Genomic DNA, 18,448 nt, shown 5'->3' with positions numbered 1-18,448 from the left:
CGTCAAATGCGGGCAATTAGGGACCAAAGACGCCAAAAAGCCGGGACATTCCCGGCTTTGGCGGTCAGGAGGGATTTATGCCAGCAGCGCGATCTGCTCGGGAGTCAGATAGCACCACTCGCCTTCGGCGATGCCCAGCGATTCCAGCGTCAGGCTGCCGATGGCGGAACGGTGCAGCGCGCTGCAATGGTTGCCGGCGGCGGCCAGCATGCGCTTGACCTGGTGGTATTTGCCTTGTTCGAGCACGATTTCCAGCTGATGCTCTCCCCGTTTGATGCAGACGAGGGCCGCCAGCGCGGCCGGTTCATCGTGCAATTGCACGCCTGCCAAGAGCTGCGCCACCAGTTCATCGGTCACGGGCTCTTGCGTGGTAGCCTGGTAAATCTTGGGAACGTGACGCTTCGGCGACGATTGTGCATGGATAAAGGGGCCATCGTCGGACATCAGCAGCATGCCGGTCGTATCGTGGTCGAGCCGGCCGACGGGCTGGACTTCGCGCCAGGTGAACTGTTCCGGCAGCAGGGTCAGCACGCCAGGGTGATGGCTGGGCTTGCGCGAGCATTCGAAGTTGGCGGGCTTGTTCAGCGCCAGGTACAGGTGCGCGCGGTATACCCACTCTTCTTCAAACACGTGCAGCACCAGGCCTTCGGTCTCGACGGTGGTGCGGTAAGTGGTCTGGGTGACGCCATCGATGACGACATCGCCATCTTCGATGAGGGAACGACAATATTTACGGGTGCCAAAACCCTGCGATTGCAGGATGCGGTCTAGGGATAATTTACTCATGGGCGTGACTTTACCAGAAGCGGCTGACAGCGGGAAGCGGCGCCGCGCGGGGCCTGCGCGTGGCGGTGGAGCGCGCGCCAGCCTTGCGCTGACATAGATAAGGCAAAGCACAAGGTGAGATTTCGATATAAATGGCCCAATCCTTTGAGATATATCAAGCGCTCGGAATATCGCATTGATAGACTGAAACTTCGTTAGGAATCCGCCTAATGTACTTTAGGAATTGTGGCAGTCGCCACCCCTCATAAGGACATCGTATGAAGCATACCGATACCGTCACCTTACAAGGCAGCATCGCCGACATGCGCCAGCGCATCGCCGCGGAACAGGCGGCCATGCACAAGGTCAGACTCGGCGTGGCGCGCTGGCGCAACACCCCTGCGCCGCAGGATGCGGACGCGCCACCATCGCCAGCGAGCCAGACGCACTGGCATGCCGAGGCGCAATGCCAGTTCATGTGCTGGCTGGAACTGGGCGGTTTTGCGCATGCGGATGCGGCAACCGACAACGTGAGCGCATCCGCCATGGCCGATACGCCGTCCGACATCAGCGCCAGCAGCGCCAACTCCGGCAGCAACACAGCAGCGGCACCGCTCCCCCTGCCCGCGCACTGTAACGGCTGCGCCGCCTGAGCGCGCCGCCATCAGACCCGCCATGCCCTGCCCCCGCATGCCTGTCTTGCCAGCCAGACCAGATCACGCATTGCACGATGCCAGCCCACCCGGCACGGACGACGCACAAAAGGAAACGGCGGCATTGCGCCGCCGTTCCCAAGCCCCATCGGGACTTCAGTGAGGAATGTAAATTCACTCAAAACCACATCTGCGATGCGGCGAGTAGTTCCAAGACCTGCCAATCAAGTTAGTACTGACAACATAGTTGATATATCGCCCCTCCTTGAAAAGAACTACGCTTTCACTATAGCCCAAACAGCCCCTTTTTCAAGCCAAATTACTATCTTATTGAAAATCATTCTCGACTGGCTTGCCTGCCAGCCAACAGTGATATCCTTATCGCAACGCCGGTTGTGACTGCTGCACGGCCGCCTTCATGGCGCCTGCGCCCATGGCGGCGCCAAATTTCTTCAGCACCCGCTCCGGCAAGCCTTCATGCTGCGTGTAGTCGACGATGTCTTCCGCCTTGACGACATCGCGCGCCACGCTGTCGACCGTGCCGAAATCGTCGGCCAGACCCATTTCCACGGCTTTCGCGCCCGTCCAGTACAGGCCCGAGAAGGTATCCGGTGTTTCCTTCAGGCGCTTGCCCCGTCCCGTGCGCACCACGTCGATGAATTGCTGGTGGATTTCATTGAGCATGCCTTGCGCATACGCCTTGTGCTTTTCCGTCAGGGGACTGAACGGGTCCATGAAGCCCTTGTTCTCGCCCGCCGTCAGCAGCCGGCGCTCGACGCCCACCTTGTCCATCACGCCCGTAAAGCCGAAGCCATCCATCAGCACGCCGATGGAGCCGACCACGCTGGCCTTGTTGACGTAGATGCGGTCGGCGGCGGCGGCGATGTAATAGCCGCCCGAGGCGCACATTTCATCGACCACCACATACAAGGGCTTGTCCGGATAGCCCTTGCGCAGGCGCTGCATCTCGTCGACGATCATGCCGGCCTGCACGGGACTGCCGCCCGGACTATTAATGTGCAGCACCACAGCCACGGAACCGGCATCGGAAAACGCCTTGTCCAGCGCGGGGATGACGACGGCGGCCGAGCCGCTGCCTTCGGACTCGATGCTGCCGCTGATGTCGATCAGGGCCGTGTGGCGGCCCAGGGTCTCGCTGTCGTCGGCCGTGTTGTAGTCATAAAATACCCACAGGGCGAACAGCACGATCAGCAAGCCGAAGATCTTGAAAAAGATGCTCCAGCGGCGGTGCGCGCGCTGCTCTTGCAAGGTGGCAAATACCAGCTTTTCCAGCACGGCGCGCTCCCAGTTCCCCGCAGGGGCGCCGTGACCGGCGGCTGGCGCGCTGCTGTCCAGCTTGTCATTCGTGTTATCGCTCATGGTTCACTTTGTTTAAATTGCAATAATGCCTGTGCCAGTCTTCAGGCCGGCAGCGGCTGGACATACTCATCGGGTTGCCAGTACAGCTGGCCATCGCGCTCGCTCACGGGAATCGGGCGCAAACGGCCGCCCTTGCAGGGACCGCCCGCGCACAGGCCGCTCTCCGGCACATAGATGGCGCCATGCGTCGAACACATCAGGTACAAGCCGCTGGACTCGAAAAACTCGCCCTCGGCCCAGTCCAGTTCGATCGGTACGTGGGCGCAGCGGTTCAGATAACCATACGCTTTGCCGCCGTGGCGCACGACAAAGCCGGTGGTCGCTTCACCACCGGCCGAGACGGGAAAGCGCACGCCCTTGCCGCCATCGGCCACCGCATCGGCGGCACAAATCAACACTTCCACCACATCGCTCATCATGCGTGCTCGCTCAGCCATTGGTGCAGATCGGCCACCGTGGCGGCCGAATACAGGGGGTTGCAAGCCTGCAACTGCGCCACCGGATGCGCCCCATACTCTACGGCAATACCGGCAGCGCCTGCATTGCTTGCCATCAACAAATCATGACTGGTGTCGCCGATCATCACGGTGCGGCGCATATCCTGCCCCAGTTCGCGCGTCAGCTCTTGCAGCATGGCCGGATGGGGTTTGGAAAACGTTTCATCGGCGCAGCGCGTCGCATCGAACAGCGACAGCAGCTTGACGGCATTCAGCGAACGGTTCAGGCCGACACGGCTCTTGCCCGTGGCGACGGCCAGAAAGTACGCTTGCTGCGACAATTCCAGCAGCATTTCTTGCACGCCGGGAAACAGGGTCAGCTCATGGTCGCGCGACAGATAGTGATAGCGATAGCGTTCCGCCATGCGCGCATGGTATTTCGGCTCGACATCGGGCATCACCAGCTGCATCGCTTCCTGCAAGCCCAGGCCGATCACATGCGAGGCCAGCAACTCGGTGGGAATTGGCAAGCCCAGGTCTTTCGCCGACGCCTGGATGCACTTGACGATGGTCGAGGTACTGTCTATCAGGGTACCGTCCCAATCGAAGACGATCAGATCAAATTGCTTTCTTGCCATGTTTCCCGACGGCAAAGCCGCCGGCTCCTTGAGAATGAATGATGGCGACTGACTACCTTGTGAGTAGTGTCCCCGCACGCGATGGAGAGCTATCGTGCGGCAACGGCCAATGGTTTGCCCAAGCTTACCAAGAAACGCTCGCATTCGGCAGCCAGTGGCGCATTCAGGGTCACCGTCTTGCCCGTCTCCGGATGCGTAAACGTGATCTGGTGCGCGTGCAGGAACATGCGCTTCAGGGCGCCGCGCGTGCTGTCGGCTTTCAACAGGGCACGGTTGAGGGCAAAGTCGCCATATTTATCGTCGCCCGCGATGGGGAAACCGGACGAAGACAGATGCACGCGGATCTGGTGCGTGCGTCCCGTCTTCAATTCCGCTTCCAGCAAGGCGAAGTTGTGATATTTATGCAACAGTGAAAACACCGTGTGCGACGCCAGGCCATCGGCCTGCACGGCCACGCGGCGCTCGCCTTCGGCCGTCGTATATTTATGCAGCGGCAGCTTGATATGCTGGCGCGCATTCTTCCAGTCACCGGCCACCAGTACCAGGTAGCGCTTGTCCGTGAGGCCGTCGCGCATCTGCTCGTGCAAATTCGTCAACGCCGTGCGCTTCTTTGCCAGCAACAGCAAGCCGGACGTGTCGCGGTCCAGGCGGTGCACCAGTTCCAGGAACTTGGCGTCGGGGCGCGAGGCGCGCAATTGCTCGATCACGCCGAACGAGACGCCCGAGCCGCCATGCACGGCCACGCCGGCCGGCTTGTCGATGACGAGCAGCTGCGCATCTTCGAAGATGATCGAAAATTCGGCGGCCGGCGCGCCCGTGGGCGCCTTTTCGGCCACGCGCACGGGTGGAATGCGCACCACGTCGCCGGCGACGAGACGGTACAGTTGATCGATACGGCCTTTATTAACCCGCACTTCTCCCGATCGCAAGATCCGGTAGATGTGGCTTTTAGGCACTCCCTTGCACACTCTTAATAAGTAGTTGTCGATGCGCTGGCCTGCTTCTTCCTCGGCGATCGTTACGAATTGGGCTTGCGGCTGAACCGGGGGTGTTGAAGGGGGAACAACATCTTTTTGACTCTTCATTTACTATGTCTTCCCAGAAATCTCTCTAAGTCCTTCATTTTGAATATATAATTGTTTTTGCTGCGGCCCTGGCTGCTGCGAGTGTAAGAATAAAAGCACATTTTACACAGGGGCGTCTCCACCGGCCTCGCCAAATTGCAAATTCGGTGGAAAAAAATGTATATGCACCATCCCTGCGCGAATCAAGGTTGCACCGTAGTTGTAATCGGATAACGCGTGGAGATGCTGAAGTGAGTGTGGGATTATAAGGATAAGTACCCGTTAGCGCGACTTATCGAGTCGGGCTCGCGGGTTGATGAAGTTGATAACGCTTGCCGTTTTCGCCAAACCCCGTATGTGGCCAAATACTGAGGGTTGTCGATGATAGGCTGAGGCCAAGCCTCGCCATCGCGATCCCTGTAATGAGCCGGCTAACGATTTTGGCTCTGAATTTGCTGACCACTTGCATTCTCTGCCCCCGATGCAGTTCATTCTCATCCGGGCTGTTTCAGATGAGTTGCAAGTGTCCTGTGCACTCGGCATGACGATTGACCTCACCGCGCCTGTTGCGGCCGTAACGCATATCTCGTACGCGTTGTTGCTCCGCACGCCTGGGCATTTCCCCCGCCAACACTCCCGTTCTCGCATATATCCCTGTACTTTCGCCGCTTCCCCGGAAGCGGCTTTGAGATGGCCTACGGGTCGCGGAGTTATAAAAATGAAACGCATGTTGTTTAATGCCACGCAGCAAGAAGAACTGCGCGTAGCGATTGTCGACGGACAGAAACTGATCGACATCGATATCGAGACAGCCGGGCGCGAACAGCGCAAATCCAACATCTACAAGGGCGTCATCACGCGCATCGAGCCATCGCTCGAAGCGTGCTTCGTCAGCTATGGCGAAGACCGCCACGGCTTCCTGCCTTTCAAGGAAGTTGCCCGCACATATTTCCGCGAAGGCGTCGATGTGCGTAACGCTTCCGTCAAGGAAGCGCTGCGCGAAGGCCAGGAAATCATGGTCCAGGTCGAAAAGGAAGAGCGCGGCAACAAGGGCGCTGCCCTGACCTCGTTCGTTTCGCTGGCCGGCCGTTACCTGGTTTTGATGCCGAACAACCCGCGTGGCGGTGGCGTATCGCGCCGCGTGGAAGGTGAAGAGCGCCAGGAATTGCGCGAAACCATGGATAAACTGGACTTGCCAGCTGGCATGTCCGTCATTGCCCGCACCGCCGGCATCGGCCGCAACGTCGATGAACTGCAGTGGGACTTGAATTACCTGATGCAACTGTGGCGCGCCATCGAAGGCGCCGGCAAGTCGGCCAACGGCGCTTTCCTGATCTACCAGGAATCGTCGCTCGTCATCCGCGCCATCCGCGACTACTTCCAGCCCGACATCGGCGAGATCCTGATCGACACCGACGAGATCTACGACCAGGCGCACCAGTTCATGAGCCACGTGATGCCCGACATGGTGCACCGCGTAAAACGCTACAGCGACGACGTGCCGCTGTTCTCGCGCTTCCAGATCGAACACCAGATTGAAACGGCGTACAGCCGCACCGTGCCGCTGCCATCGGGCGGCGCTATTGTTATCGACCACACCGAAGCGCTGGTCTCCGTCGACGTCAACTCGGCCCGCGCCACGCGCGGTTCGGACATCGAGACGACCGCCTTCAACACCAACTGCGAAGCGGCCGAAGAAGTGGCCCGCCAGCTGCGTCTGCGCGATTTGGGTGGCTTGATCGTCATCGACTTCATCGACATGGAAGTGGCAAAAAATCAACGCGAAGTGGAACAGCGTTTGAAAGATGCGCTGCACCATGACCGTGCCCGTGTACAAATGGGCAAGATTTCCCGCTTCGGCCTGATGGAACTGTCGCGTCAGCGCCTGCGCCCTTCGCTGTCCGAAGGCTCGCACGTGACGTGCCCGCGCTGCTCCGGCACCGGCCACATCCGCGACACGGAATCGTCCGCCCTGCAGGTGCTGCGCATCATCCAGGAAGAGGCGATGAAGGAAAACTCGGCCACCATCCACGTGCAAGTGCCCGTGGACGTGGGCGCCTTCCTGCTGAACGAAAAGCGCGGCGAAGTACTGAAGATCGAAAACCGCCACCGCATCGCCGTGATCCTGATCCCGAACAAGCATCTGGAAACGCCGCACTACAAGCTGGAACGCATCAAGCATGACGATCCGCGTCTGGAAGACAGCCAGGCCAGCTACAACCTGGCCGAAAGCGCTGAAACCGACATGGCTTACAGCAAGCGCCAGAAGGAAGAAGCCAAGCCGCGCCAGGAAGCCGTCGTCAAGACGATCACCCCTGACCAGCCGGCACCGCTGGTCGAGCGCAAGCCTGTCGAAGCGAAACCAGCACCGGTGGCCGCGCCTGCCGCACCACAGGGCCTGATCGCCAAGATCATCAGCTTCTTCACCGGCGCCCCGGCACCGGTGGCGCCAGCGCCCGCCCCTGTCGCACCAGCCAAGCCGGCCGGCGCCGACCGCGGCGACCGCAACAGCCGTGGCCCACGTGGCCGTGGCCGCAACGGCAAGCCTGGCCGCGAAGAACGCGAACCAGGCCAGGCCCGTCCTGCCCTGGACGATGCAGCGAAAGAAGCGGAAGCACTGGAAAAGGCGGCCCGTCCGCCACGCCCACCGCGTCCGCCACGCGAACCGCGTGAAGCGGGCGAGGCAACGGCAGCACCACGCGAACGCGGTGAGCGCCCGGAACGCGCGGAACGTCCTGAGCGCGCAGAGCGCCCGGAACGCGCCGAACGTCCGCCACGCCAGCCACGCGAAGGCCGCGAACCACGCGCCGACAAGGCTATTGTTGCTGAAGTGAAAGCTGACGAGCTGGCATTGGTTGGCGCCAGCGCCAGCGCGATCAATGTGGTCGTGGCGTCAAGCGGTCCGGACGCTGATGCAGCACCAATGAGCTTGCTGAAAGCGCCGGTCAATGCCGGTCCTGAAGGCGAAGAAACGGAAAACGACGTGGAAGGCGAAGAACCGCGCCGCCGTCGTCGTCGTGGTGGCCGCAACCGCAACCGCCGCGACCGCGAAACGGGCGAGCTGATCGAATCGGCAAACGGCGAGAACGAAGGCCAGGACGCGCCAGCGATCAGCTTTACGGTCGCCCCGGCGCCGGAAGCCGCCGCTGATGCTTCCCCGGTCGCCGTCGTGGCTGCCACCGCTGTCGTCGCCGTCGCGGCGCCAGTGGAAGCTGCCGTCGTGGAAGTGATCGACGTGGTCGAAGTGGTGGAAGTGGCCAAGGTCGAAGAAGCCGCTCCTGCCGCAGAAGCTGCACCAGTTGCTGAAGTGATCGTGCCGGCAGCCCCTGTCGAAGCGGCTGCAGTGCAAGCTGAACCAGCCGCTGCCGAACCGGCACCCGTTGCCAAGTACAGCTTTGCCGAGAAAACGGAAGCTGCACCGGTGCCAGCGGAAATCATCGTCGAAGCCGTGCCAGTGGTGGAAGCTGCGCCTTTGGTCGAAGCCATCGCCGTGATCGAGGAAGCACCAGCGCCAGTGGCTGAAACGGCACCTGCCGTGGTGGAAGCCGCCCCGGTGGTTGCCGAAGTTGCTCCCGCTCCTGCTCCTGCTCCTGCTCCAGCACCTGTCGTCGCTGCAGCGCCGGCGCCTGCGCCGCTGGACTTGAGCGCAGTGCTCGGTTCGGCCGGCCTGACCCTGGCTGCCACCGATCCGGAAAAACTGCGCCTGGCGCAGGAAGCGGCCGCCAAGGCAGTCGCTCCCGTGCGCAAGCCGCGCGAACGCAAGCCATTGCCGCCGCAATCGGATGAGCCGTTGATCCAGGTCAACACGCAACGTCCATAAGCGCGCCGGGTTCGCCCAGCCGCCAATGATGAAAGGGGGAGCTCAGGCTTCCCCTTTTTTATGTCCACTTTTTTGCCAGCCAGCCGCCATGCACGAGCACGCCACTCCTTCTACCGTCAGCCTGCGCAGCGCCTTCTGGTACTGGCTCAAGCTGGGCTGCGTCAGCTTTGGCGGCCCGGCCGGGCAAATCGCCATGATGCATGCGGAACTGGTGGAAAAGCGGCGCTGGATTTCCGAACAACGCTTCCTGCACGCCCTGAACTACTGCATGCTGCTGCCAGGACCCGAAGCGACCCAGCTGGCCATCTACATCGGCTGGCTGATGCACCGCACGCGCGGCGCCCTGATGGCGGGCCTGCTGTTCCTGCTGCCCTCGCTGGGGGTGCTGATCGTCCTGTCCTGGCTCTACATGGCCTACGGCCACGTGGCCGCCATCGCCGGCATCCTGTACGGCATCAAGCCGGCCGTCGTCGCCATCGTGCTGGCGGCCGCCTGGCGCCTGGGCCGGCGCACCTTGCGCAGCCCCGGCCTGATCACCATCGCAGCGGCAGCATTTGTCGCCATCGCCGCGCTACAGCTGCCATTTCCGCTGATCGTGCTCGCCGCCGCCCTGCTGGGCATGGCTGGCGGGCGCTGGCTGCCGAGCCATTTTCATATTGGCGGCACGCACCATGGCGGCGCGGCCCGCTACGGCGCCGCCCTGATCGATGACGACACGCCCACGCCGGAGCACGCGCAGCTCAAATGGCCGCGCCTGCTGGCCACTTGCGCACTGGGCCTGGCGCTGGCCTTCTTCGCCTGGCTGGGCCTGGCGCTGGCGGGCGGTGCGGACCAGCCTCTGGCGCAGATGGGCGTGTTTTTCAGCAAGGCCGCCCTGCTGACGTTCGGCGGCGCGTATGCCGTGCTGCCCTACCTGGTGCAGGGCGCCGCCGACCACTACCACTGGATCAACAGCGCGCAGATGATGGATGGCCTGGCGCTGGGCGAAACGACGCCCGGCCCCTTGATCATGATCGTCGCCTTCATCGGTTTTGTCGGCGGCTGGAGCCATGCCGTGGCAGGCGAGCACCTGTGGCTGGCGGGCGTCTGCGGCGCGCTCGTCGCCAGCTGGTTTACTTTCCTGCCCTCGTTCATCTTCATCCTGGCCGGCGCGCCGCTGGTGGAAGCGTCGCGCGGCAATTTGCGCCTGAGCGCGCCCCTGACGGCCATTTCGGCGGCCGTGGTGGGCGTCATCGCCAGCCTGGCCCTGTTCTTTGGCCGCCATGTCTTCTGGCAAGCAAACCCGTTGCCGCACTGGGATTGGCTGGCGATGTTCATCGCGCTGGCGGCCGGCGTGGCGCTGCTCAGGTTTCAAGTGGGCACCATCAAATTGCTGCTCGCCTGTGCCATCTTCGGCCTCGTGCTATCGTATCTGCCTTGACCGATTTAACGTAAGTGGTATCACCTTTCATGGCTGACAAGATTATCTACCTCGCCGAGGCCCGCAATGGGGCCTTGGTGATCCCCGCGCGGCTGGAAAGTCCCAGCGGTAATGTGGCCGACAGCCTGGGCCGGCCCCTGCACGACTTGCGCATCTCGATTACCGACCGCTGCAATTTCCGTTGCGTGTATTGCATGCCGAAAGACGTGTTCGACAAGAATCACGTGTACCTGCCGCACACGGATTTGCTGTCGTTCGAGGAAATCACGCGCGTGGCGCGCCTTTTCGTTGAACACGGCGTGGAAAAGATCCGCCTGACGGGCGGCGAACCGCTGCTGCGCAAAAATATCGAAAAACTCATCGCCATGCTGGCCGCGCTGCGCACGCCGTCGGGCCAGCCGCTGGACCTGACCCTGACGACCAACGGCTCCTTGCTCGCCAGAAAGGCCCAAGCCTTGAAGGATGCGGGCCTGAACAGGGTCACCGTCTCGCTCGATTCGCTCGACGACGCCACCTTCAAGCGCATGAACGACGTCGATTTCGCCGTGGCCGACGTGCTGCACGGCATCGATGCGGCGCATGCAGCCGGCCTAGGCCCCATCAAGATCAACATGGTCGTCAAGGCTGGCATGAACGAGCAGGAAATCGTGCCCATGGCGCGCCACTTCAAGGGCACGCCCTACATCTTGCGCTTCATCGAATACATGGACGTGGGCGCCTCGAACGGCTGGAACTTGCAGGAAGTCATCCCGTCCGCAGAAGTGGTGCGCCGCATCGGTGCACACATGCCCTTGCTGCCCATCAACCCCAACTACACGGGCGAGACAGCGGCGCGCTGGCGCTATGCCGATGGCAGCGGCGAAATCGGCCTCATTTCCAGCGTCACGCAAGCGTTCTGCGCCGATTGCAGCCGTGCCCGCCTCTCGACCGAGGGCAAGCTGTACACGTGCCTGTTCGCCAGCAGCGGCCACGACTTGCGCAGCCTGCTGCGCGGCGGCCGCAGCGACGCGGAAATTTCCTCGGCCGTGGCGCAGCTGTGGCGCGGCCGCGCCGACCGCTATTCGCAATTGCGCACCAGCCAGACAGATTTGACGGGCACCACGCTTGAGCACGGTAAAAAGAAAGTGGAAATGTCGTACATCGGCGGCTGAATCGGGCGCGGCGCGCGCCCGCCGCTGCTACCATGGCGCATGCACCCACTTCCTACCTGACATGATTAACACACACGACATTACCGGCCTGATCCTGGCCGGCGGCCTCGGCACGCGCATGGGCCAGCGCGACAAGGGCATGCTGCCCCTGCATGGCCAGCCTCTGGCGCGCCACGTGCTGCAGCGCCTGGCGCCACAAGTGGGCCAGCTGGCCATCAGCGTCCACGCCGATGCCGGAGATTACGCGCGCTTCGGCCTGCCCGTCTGGCCGGACGTACTGCCGGGCCAGCTGGGCCCGCTGGCCGGCTTGCATAGCGGCATGCAACACGCCGGCACGCCCTACCTGCTGACGGTGCCGTGCGACTCGCCCCTGCTGCCGCCCGACCTGGCGGCGCGCCTGGCCACCGGCCTGGTCGACAACAATGCCGACCTGGCCATCGCCGTCACCGAAGAGATCGACCCGGCGACGGGATCGACGGTACGCCGCCCGCATCCCGTTTTCTGCCTCGTCAAAACTGCCGCCCTGCCCCAGCTGGACTCGTATCTGCGCGCCGGCGAGCGCCGCATGCGCACCTGGCATGGTCCCCTGAAGCTGGCCGAGGTAGTGTTCGAGGATGGCGGCGCGTTCGGCAACATGAATACCCCGGACGAGCTGGCCGCCCTGCAGGCGCAGGGCCTGTCCGTGCCGATGGCGCAAGCCATCCTGGCCGACGCCGTCGCGCCCGTCGCCGACGTGGAACAACTGCCGTTGCCGCAAGCGTTCGAGCGCATCCTGGCGGCCGACATCATCTCGCCCATCAGCGTGCCCGCGCACGACAATTCCGCCATGGATGGCTATGCGCTGCATGGGGCCGACCTCGGTGGCAGTGTGCCGCTGACCCTGGCCGTGGTCGACACCATCCTGGCCGGGCGTCCCGGCACGGTCAACGTCGGACGCGGCGAATGCGCGCGCATCATGACGGGCGCCGTCATGCCGGACGGCTGCGACAGCGTGGTACCACAGGAACTGCTGCAGCAGGCCAGCGCAAGCAGCATCACGCTGGCGCCCGATTGCATCCGCCCCGGCGACAACCGCCGTTTCAAGGGGGAAGACTTGATGCAGGGCCAACCGGCCCTGCTGCAGGGCAAACGCCTGGGTCCGGCCGAACTGGGGCTGCTCGCCTCGCTGGGCATCGCCACGGTGCCCGTGCGCCGGCGCCTGCGCGTGGCATTCTTTTCCACCGGCGACGAATTGCGCTCGATCGGCGAGCCACTCGACGCGGGCTGCATCTACGACAGCAACCGCTACACCCTGCTGGGCATGCTGAGCCGTTTGGGCTGCGAAGTGCTCGACATGGGCATCGTCAAGGATGATCCGCAAGCGCTGGAAGCGGCGCTGCGCGGCGCCTGCGCCTCGGCCGACGTCATCATCACCTCGGGTGGCGTGTCCAGCGGCGCGGCCGATTTTACGCGCGAGATCCTGGCACGCCTCGGTGAGGTGGCCTTCTGGCAAATTAACATGCGCCCGGGCCGCCCCATGGCCTTTGGCCGGATTGCCAGCGAGGGCGACACGGCCTTGCTGCTGGGCCTGCCCGGCAACCCCGTGGCCGTGATGGCGGCGTTTTACTTCCTCGCCCGCCCCACCCTGCTGCGCCTGATGGGCGCCGATGCGGACACGGCCACCCTGCCGCTGCTGCAAGTGGCGGCGCAGGCACCGATCCGCAAGAAGCGGGGCCGCACGGAATACCAGCGCGGCATCGTCGAGCGGGACGCGAACGGCCGCCAGCACGTGCGCGTGACGGGGGCGCAAGGCTCCGGCATCCTGCGCTCGATGACGCAAGCCAATTGCATGATCGTGCTGCATGAAGCGCAAGGCAACGTGGCCACGGGCGACCTGGTCGATATCGTGCTGTTCCATGGATTGACCTGATGAAACATCTACTTCTGGCGCTGACCCTGCTGCAGGGCATGGCGGCGTACGCTGGCGAAGTCCACAGCAATGGCTACACGGTGCGCTTCGACGAGCGCATCGAAACGGCGCCGGGCGACTTGCATGGCGCCACCGTGGGCCGCATCAGCATCGTGCGCGCCGCCGATCAAGGTCTCGCGTGGCAGGAAAACACGCCCTTGCAGCCGGGCTGCGGCGCCATTGCGGCCATCACCGTCCTCAACGACAGCTATGTGGCCCTGTGCGGCCACCTGGGCGGTCGCCATTACACGCACAAGATCATCTTCATGCAAGGCAACTCGCCCAGCATGGTGAGCGTGGACCAGTTCGATTCACCGAGTGCCGTGCGCGTGGGGCGCGATGGATCGCTGGCCATCGACGTCCTGCGGCGCGACCGCTTCCCTGGCGAACTGACGGGTCCGCATTACTTTCCCACCGTGTACCGTTTGCACCACGATGACGCCACCTTCGGTTTCATCCCCAGCTTTGGTGGCGATGCCGCCGAGCGCTACTGGCAGCACTATCGCGCCACGCGCAAGGCGGCGCCAGCGGCGGACGTACTGCCGGAATTGCTGGCCTCCCTGCTGGCGGCCCAGGCTGGCAAACAATCCATCTGTGCAGAGCTGGCCACGCTCGCCGCCGACTTGCAGCAGGGACGGCAGTACGAACAGTACGATACGCAAAGCGCGCGCACCTTGATGCGCACGTGGCTGCACAAGCTGCCCGCCATCGGCTATCCCGCCTTCGATACGCAAGCCTGTCCGGGCAGCATCTAACTCGCGTTCCTGACCTTACCGCCGCCTGCCGGCGGCGCATCCTTCAACACCCCACTGCCCTCTCAACCGGCCCGCCCAGCGCGGGCCGCTCTCATTGCCCCTTCGCAATCAATTGACCTGCGCGGCAAGCGTTCGCCTATCGAGATTAAAATATTAATTATTTCCCAAAAGAACATATAAATAAACACAACACTAATTGTAATTATTTTATTTATTTGTTGATACTACAGTTTCTTCGGTGATAACATCCAACCTCACATAAAAATTCAATTTTGATATTGTTTTCACGAGGAAACTAATAATGAGACACCATTCATGGATCGCGGGCGCCGGCATGCTGGGAGTGGCTTGCCTGCTTGGCATGTTGTCCCTGGCGCCGCTGCCCGCCTATGCCAAAGGGGCACCACGGGCGGACGTGCTCGAGCATTGCAGCTGGAACCGCCCGGGCGCTGACCCGTTCATGGGAGATGTCGTTGCCGCAGTGGACAGGTACCCGGACATCGCGCCGCAGGTGCGCGAAGAATTGAAGGCGCGCATGCGCGCGCGCCAGTACGATGAAATCGTCGTCATCAGCCGCGACGCCATCCGCGGCAAAGGCAATTACAATGCGCGCATCAGCGACATGCATTTCGGGCCGGGCCGCGTCTGCCGCAATGTCACGCGCTCAGGCTGGAGCGAGCAGATGCAGGAAAGGGGACTCGTGTACTGCGTGCAGGGCGTTTGCATCCTCGTGCCCACCGTGTGCCGCAATGTCAGCCGCATCACGCGGGTGCCAGCGTCAGCGGCGCCAGCCGCCGGAGCCGCTCCCGGTGGCACCGTGCCCGTTGCCGCCGCGCCCGCCGCACCGGAAGCAGCAGGCGTGCCCGTGATCGATAATCCCGACGCCTTGCGCGGCGGTTCATTCACGGGCGCCGGCGCGCCGCCGGCCGTGGCGAGCACGCCCTTCCTGCCCTTCGATTATGTGCGTACCGTCGGCGGTATCACGCCGCCAGCCGGCATGGGCGGCGGCGGCGGTGGTGGTGCTGGCGGTGGAAGCCTGCGGCCGGACCAGGGCAGCAGCATCATCGTGCCGCCCACCGTGATCCTGCCGACCCTGCCACCCACCGGCCCGACAGTCTTGCCGGCCGTGCCCGAGCCGCAAACATGGGCCATGCTGCTGGCGGGATTGGCGCTGCTGGCCTGCGCCACGCTGCGCCGCCGGCCAGCGGCGGCCTGAACGCCGAGGGCGCTATTCGCCGTCGGCCTCGGCGGACAGCCCCGCGTCCGCCGCGCCCAGCAGCAAGGCGGCCGCCTCGCCCGGCAAGGCTTCCACGGATTTCAATTTGCGCGCCATCTGCCGGCTGCGCACTTCCGCGCTTTCGATATTTTTCGCCGCCTTTTCCAGGGTCAGCCGGGTTTGCGACAGCACATCGCCGAACTTGCCGAATTCCGTCTTGACGGCGCCCAGCACTTGCCACACTTCCGACGAGCGCTTTTCCAGCGCCAGCGTGCGGAAACCCATCTGCAAGCTGTTGAGCAAGGCCGTCAGGGTCGACGGTCCGGCAATGCTGACCCTGTGTACGCGCTGCAATTCGTCGGCCAGTCCCGGCCGGCGCAGCACTTCCGCATACAAGCCTTCCGTGGGCAGGAACAGGATGGCAAAGTCGGTGGTCAGCGGCGGCGCCAGGTATTTCTCGGCGATGGTTTTCGCCTCGCCCCGCACGGCCCGTTCCAGCTCGCGGCCGGCGACGGCCACGCCGTCCGCATCGGCCCGCTCGGCCGCGTCGACCAGGCGCTCGTACTGTTCCTTGGGAAACTTCGCATCGATGGGCATCCACACGGGCGGCCCACCGTCGACCATGCCCGGCAACTTCAGGGCGAATTCCACGCGCGCGCCGCTGCCTGGCAGCGTTTCCACGTTCTTCGCATACTGGTCGACAGTGAGTACCTGCTCCAGCAGCATTTCCAGCTGCACTTCGCCCCAGGTGCCGCGCGTCTTCACATTAGTAAGCACCCGCTTCAGATCGCCCACGCCCAGTGCCAGCTGCTGCATTTCACCGAGGCCCTGGTGGACTTTTTCCAGCCGCTCCGACACTTGCTGGAACGAGGCACTCAAACGCGTTTCCAGCGTGGCATGCAGTTTTTCATCGACCGTCTTGCGCATCTCTTCCAGGCGCGCGCCGTTATCGGCCTGCAAGTCGCGGATCTTGTTTTCCAGGGTGGCGCGCACTTCCAGCATGCGCTGCGCATTCGATTCGGTCAGCTGGGCCAACGTCTGATTCGTGCTCTCGGCAAAGCGCGCCAGGCTTTGCGCCTGCTCCTCGCGCCCGACTTTCCCCTGCGCCTGCATCTGCGTGCGCAAGCTGTCGAGCTGTTGCAGGGTTGCAGCCTGGAATTGCGCCAGTCCGGCCGCCAGGTCTTGCCGCGTCGCTTGCGCCGACGCCTGCAGTTGCAGCCGCACTTCGCGCTCGACCCGGTCGATGCGTTCCAGGCTTTGCTGCTGGTGCTGCTGCACCAGCGCCAGGGTGGTGGCGCCATCGCCGGCCGCGCCACGCGGGCGCAGCAACAGCAAGAGCAACAGGACGATGGCGACGGCGGCGGCGCCCAGCAGGCTGTAAAACTCGATAGGGCTCATGGGATCAGTCAGGTTTGTTGCGCATCCAGTCGGCCGTCTGATAGAACGATTCCATCAGGCGCACGCGCAGGGACTCTTCGATGCCCGTGTCTTCCATGGCCCAGGCCATGGCGCGCAACCACTGGTCGCGCTCGCTGGTGCCGATGGCATAAGGCAAGTGACGGGCACGCAGGCGCGGGTGGCCGAATTTCTCGATATACAAATCCGGCCCGCCCATCCAGCCCGTCAGGAAGAAATACAGCTTGTCGCGCGAACCGTCCGTCGAGGGCGGATGCATGACGCGGATGCCGGCGAACTCGGGCTCGAGTTCCATCAGATCATAAAAGCGGTCGACCATTTCACGCAGCACAGGGGCGCCGCCGATGGTCTCGTACAGGGTGGGGGCAGTAGTATCAGTCATGGCCACCATGATAGCGCAAGCATCGGCGCTCCATGCGCCACTAGCTCTCTCTGCCACAATAAATGGCAATATACTTGACTACTCAAGCTTATATCAACTACCATGCAATTTTAAACCAAGGACAAGAACAGCATGTCAGCCACCACCCAACCCCGCTTGCTACGCAATAGCAACTTCCGCTGGCTTCTGGGCGGCGGCCTCATTTCCATGCTGGGCGACCAGTTCAGCATGCTGGCCCTGCCGTGGCTGGTGCTGAGCCTGACGGGCGATAGCCTCAGCCTGGGCATCGCCGTGGCCCTGATGGGCGCCCCGCGCGCCGTACTCATCTTGCTGGGCGGCACCGTCGCCGACCGTTACTCGCCCCGGCGCGTGCTGCTGCTGAGCAAATATGCGAACGCTGCCATCCTGCTGGCACTGGCGGGGCTGCTGATGCTGGACCAGGCCAGCCTGGCACTCGCGTATGCGGCCGCGCTGGCGCTGGGCATCGCGTCCGCCTTCGCTATCCCGGCCGGCACGGCCATCCTGCCGCAAGCCGTGCCGCCGCAAGTGCTGCAGAACGCCAATGGCTTGCAGATGGGCACGCGCCAGTTGTCGCTGCTGGCCGGCCCCCTGCTGGCGGCGCTCGTGCTCGGCGCCCACGAGGGCGCGCAGAAAACCCCCATGGCGGCGCTGGCCGCCGCCTTTGCCATCGATGCGCTGACGTTTCTGTTTTCCGCCTGGACCTTGCGGCAAGTCACGCTGCGGCCCCTGGGCGTGGCGGTGGCGCAGGGCATGTGGCGCGACATGGCGGCGGGCCTGGCCATGGTGTGGCGCGACGTTGCCTTGCGCAGCTGCTATGTCTACTGGGCGGTGGTGGCCTTCTTCGTCATGGGCCCGCTGCAAGTGGCCTTGCCCGTGCTGGCCAGCGAACGCCTGCACGGTGCCGCGGCGCTAGGACTGCTGATGGGCGCGCACGGCGCCGGCACCCTGGCCGGCATGCTGGCGTCCAGCCTGGGCGGCGCCTGGCTGCGCCAGCGTTTCGGCGCCACCCTGCTGCTCGTCGACGCCATCGTGGGCTGCCTGCTGATGGCGCTGGGACAAATCAGCACGGCCTGGCAAGGCGCGGCATTGCTGGCCGTGACTGGGCTGCTGGGCGGCTATGTGCAGGTGGCCATCTTTACGTGGATACAGCGGCGCGTGGCGCCCGCCATGCTGGGCCGGGCGATGGCCGTGTTCATGGGCATCTTCCTGGGCCTGGCGCCCCTGTCGGCGGCGGCCACGGGCGCGCTGCTGCGCCACCTGAGCGTGGGCGAACTGTTCTGCGCCGGCGGCGCCTTGCTGCTGGCGGCCGCCGTAGCGGCCGCCCTGTGGAGCGACATTGCGCGCATCGCGGGCAGCGCTTCCGTATCATCACCTTGAGAGAG

At 63.6% G+C, this 18,448-nt stretch carries 15 protein-coding genes; 8 read left to right on the top strand and 7 right to left on the bottom strand.

All coding sequences use genetic code 11. The annotated features are described in order from the left end of the window. Positions 1 to 75: 75 nt before the first annotated feature. Entirely contained in the window at positions 76 to 786 is a 711-nt protein-coding gene (locus CLU93_RS17460; protein WP_099762506.1) for a pseudouridine synthase, read from the bottom strand. Positions 787 to 1,043: 257 nt separating this feature from the next. Between CLU93_RS17460 and CLU93_RS17455 the strand changes: the two genes are divergently transcribed. After that, positions 1,044 to 1,418 (top strand): hypothetical protein, encoded by a 375-nt coding sequence (locus CLU93_RS17455; RefSeq protein ID WP_099762503.1) that lies wholly within the window; start codon positions 1,044 to 1,046, stop codon positions 1,416 to 1,418. A 378-nt stretch (positions 1,419 to 1,796) separates the two neighbouring features. Here the strand turns inward: CLU93_RS17455 and CLU93_RS17450 are convergent, their stop codons facing one another. From CLU93_RS17450 to CLU93_RS17435, 4 genes are all read right to left on the bottom strand, one after another. Then, on the bottom strand, positions 1,797 to 2,798 hold the full coding sequence (locus tag CLU93_RS17450; protein ID WP_099762501.1) for a S49 family peptidase: 1,002 nt from the start codon (positions 2,796 to 2,798) through the stop codon (positions 1,797 to 1,799). Between the two features lie 41 nt (positions 2,799 to 2,839). After that, a complete protein-coding gene (locus tag CLU93_RS17445) occupies positions 2,840 to 3,217 on the bottom strand; it encodes a Rieske (2Fe-2S) protein (protein WP_180287873.1) in 378 nt (125 codons plus the stop codon). Then, positions 3,214 to 3,873, bottom strand: a complete 660-nt coding sequence (locus CLU93_RS17440; protein WP_099762498.1) for an HAD-IA family hydrolase — start codon at positions 3,871 to 3,873, stop codon at positions 3,214 to 3,216. The genes CLU93_RS17445 and CLU93_RS17440 overlap by 4 nt, the downstream gene beginning before the upstream one ends. 89 nt (positions 3,874 to 3,962) lie before the next feature. After that, on the bottom strand, positions 3,963 to 4,958 hold the full coding sequence (locus CLU93_RS17435; RefSeq protein WP_099762496.1) for an RluA family pseudouridine synthase: 996 nt from the start codon (positions 4,956 to 4,958) through the stop codon (positions 3,963 to 3,965). Between the two features lie 697 nt (positions 4,959 to 5,655). Between CLU93_RS17435 and CLU93_RS17430 the strand changes: the two genes are divergently transcribed. The 6 genes from CLU93_RS17430 (at position 5,656) to CLU93_RS17405 (ending at position 15,247) form a co-directional block, all read left to right on the top strand. Then, the gene (locus tag CLU93_RS17430) at positions 5,656 to 8,757 is read left to right on the top strand and encodes an Rne/Rng family ribonuclease (RefSeq protein ID WP_099762494.1); all 3,102 of its coding nucleotides are present in this window, start codon (positions 5,656 to 5,658) and stop codon (positions 8,755 to 8,757) included. 88 nt (positions 8,758 to 8,845) lie between these two features. Then, positions 8,846 to 10,177: a chromate efflux transporter gene (chrA, locus tag CLU93_RS17425; RefSeq protein ID WP_099762491.1), complete on the top strand. Its 1,332-nt coding sequence runs from the start codon at positions 8,846 to 8,848 to the stop codon at positions 10,175 to 10,177. A 29-nt stretch (positions 10,178 to 10,206) separates the two neighbouring features. After that, entirely contained in the window at positions 10,207 to 11,328 is a 1,122-nt protein-coding gene (gene moaA, locus CLU93_RS17420; RefSeq protein WP_099762488.1) for a GTP 3',8-cyclase MoaA, read from the top strand. A 61-nt stretch (positions 11,329 to 11,389) separates the two neighbouring features. Then, a complete protein-coding gene (gene moeA / locus CLU93_RS17415; RefSeq protein WP_099762486.1) occupies positions 11,390 to 13,237 on the top strand; it encodes a molybdopterin molybdotransferase MoeA in 1,848 nt (615 codons plus the stop codon). Further along, a complete protein-coding gene (locus CLU93_RS17410; RefSeq protein WP_099762484.1) occupies positions 13,237 to 14,031 on the top strand; it encodes a hypothetical protein in 795 nt (264 codons plus the stop codon). Before moeA ends, CLU93_RS17410 begins: the two co-directional genes overlap by 1 nt. Positions 14,032 to 14,332: 301 nt before the next feature. Further along, positions 14,333 to 15,247, top strand: coding sequence for an MHFG family PEP-CTERM protein (locus tag CLU93_RS17405; protein ID WP_099762481.1), 915 nt, complete (start codon positions 14,333 to 14,335; stop codon positions 15,245 to 15,247). A 12-nt stretch (positions 15,248 to 15,259) separates the two neighbouring features. Here the strand turns inward: CLU93_RS17405 and rmuC are convergent, their stop codons facing one another. Beyond that, entirely contained in the window at positions 15,260 to 16,645 is a 1,386-nt protein-coding gene (gene rmuC / locus CLU93_RS17400) for a DNA recombination protein RmuC (protein WP_099762479.1), read from the bottom strand. A 4-nt stretch (positions 16,646 to 16,649) separates the two neighbouring features. Further along, positions 16,650 to 17,045: a group II truncated hemoglobin gene (locus CLU93_RS17395; protein WP_034754244.1), complete on the bottom strand. Its 396-nt coding sequence runs from the start codon at positions 17,043 to 17,045 to the stop codon at positions 16,650 to 16,652. A gap of 132 nt (positions 17,046 to 17,177) precedes the next feature. On the opposite strand from CLU93_RS17395, the gene CLU93_RS17390 reads away from it, so the two are divergent. Further along, on the top strand, positions 17,178 to 18,443 hold the full coding sequence (locus tag CLU93_RS17390; RefSeq protein ID WP_099762477.1) for an MFS transporter: 1,266 nt from the start codon (positions 17,178 to 17,180) through the stop codon (positions 18,441 to 18,443). Positions 18,444 to 18,448: the final 5 nt, after the last annotated feature.

Origin of the sequence: Janthinobacterium sp. 35 (assembly GCF_002754575.1) — a bacterium.
GTDB classification, from domain to species: domain Bacteria; phylum Pseudomonadota; class Gammaproteobacteria; order Burkholderiales; family Burkholderiaceae_D; genus Janthinobacterium; species Janthinobacterium tructae.
The sequence above is the reverse complement of the archived record's forward strand: the minus strand, read 5'-3'. Positions and strand labels throughout refer to the sequence as shown.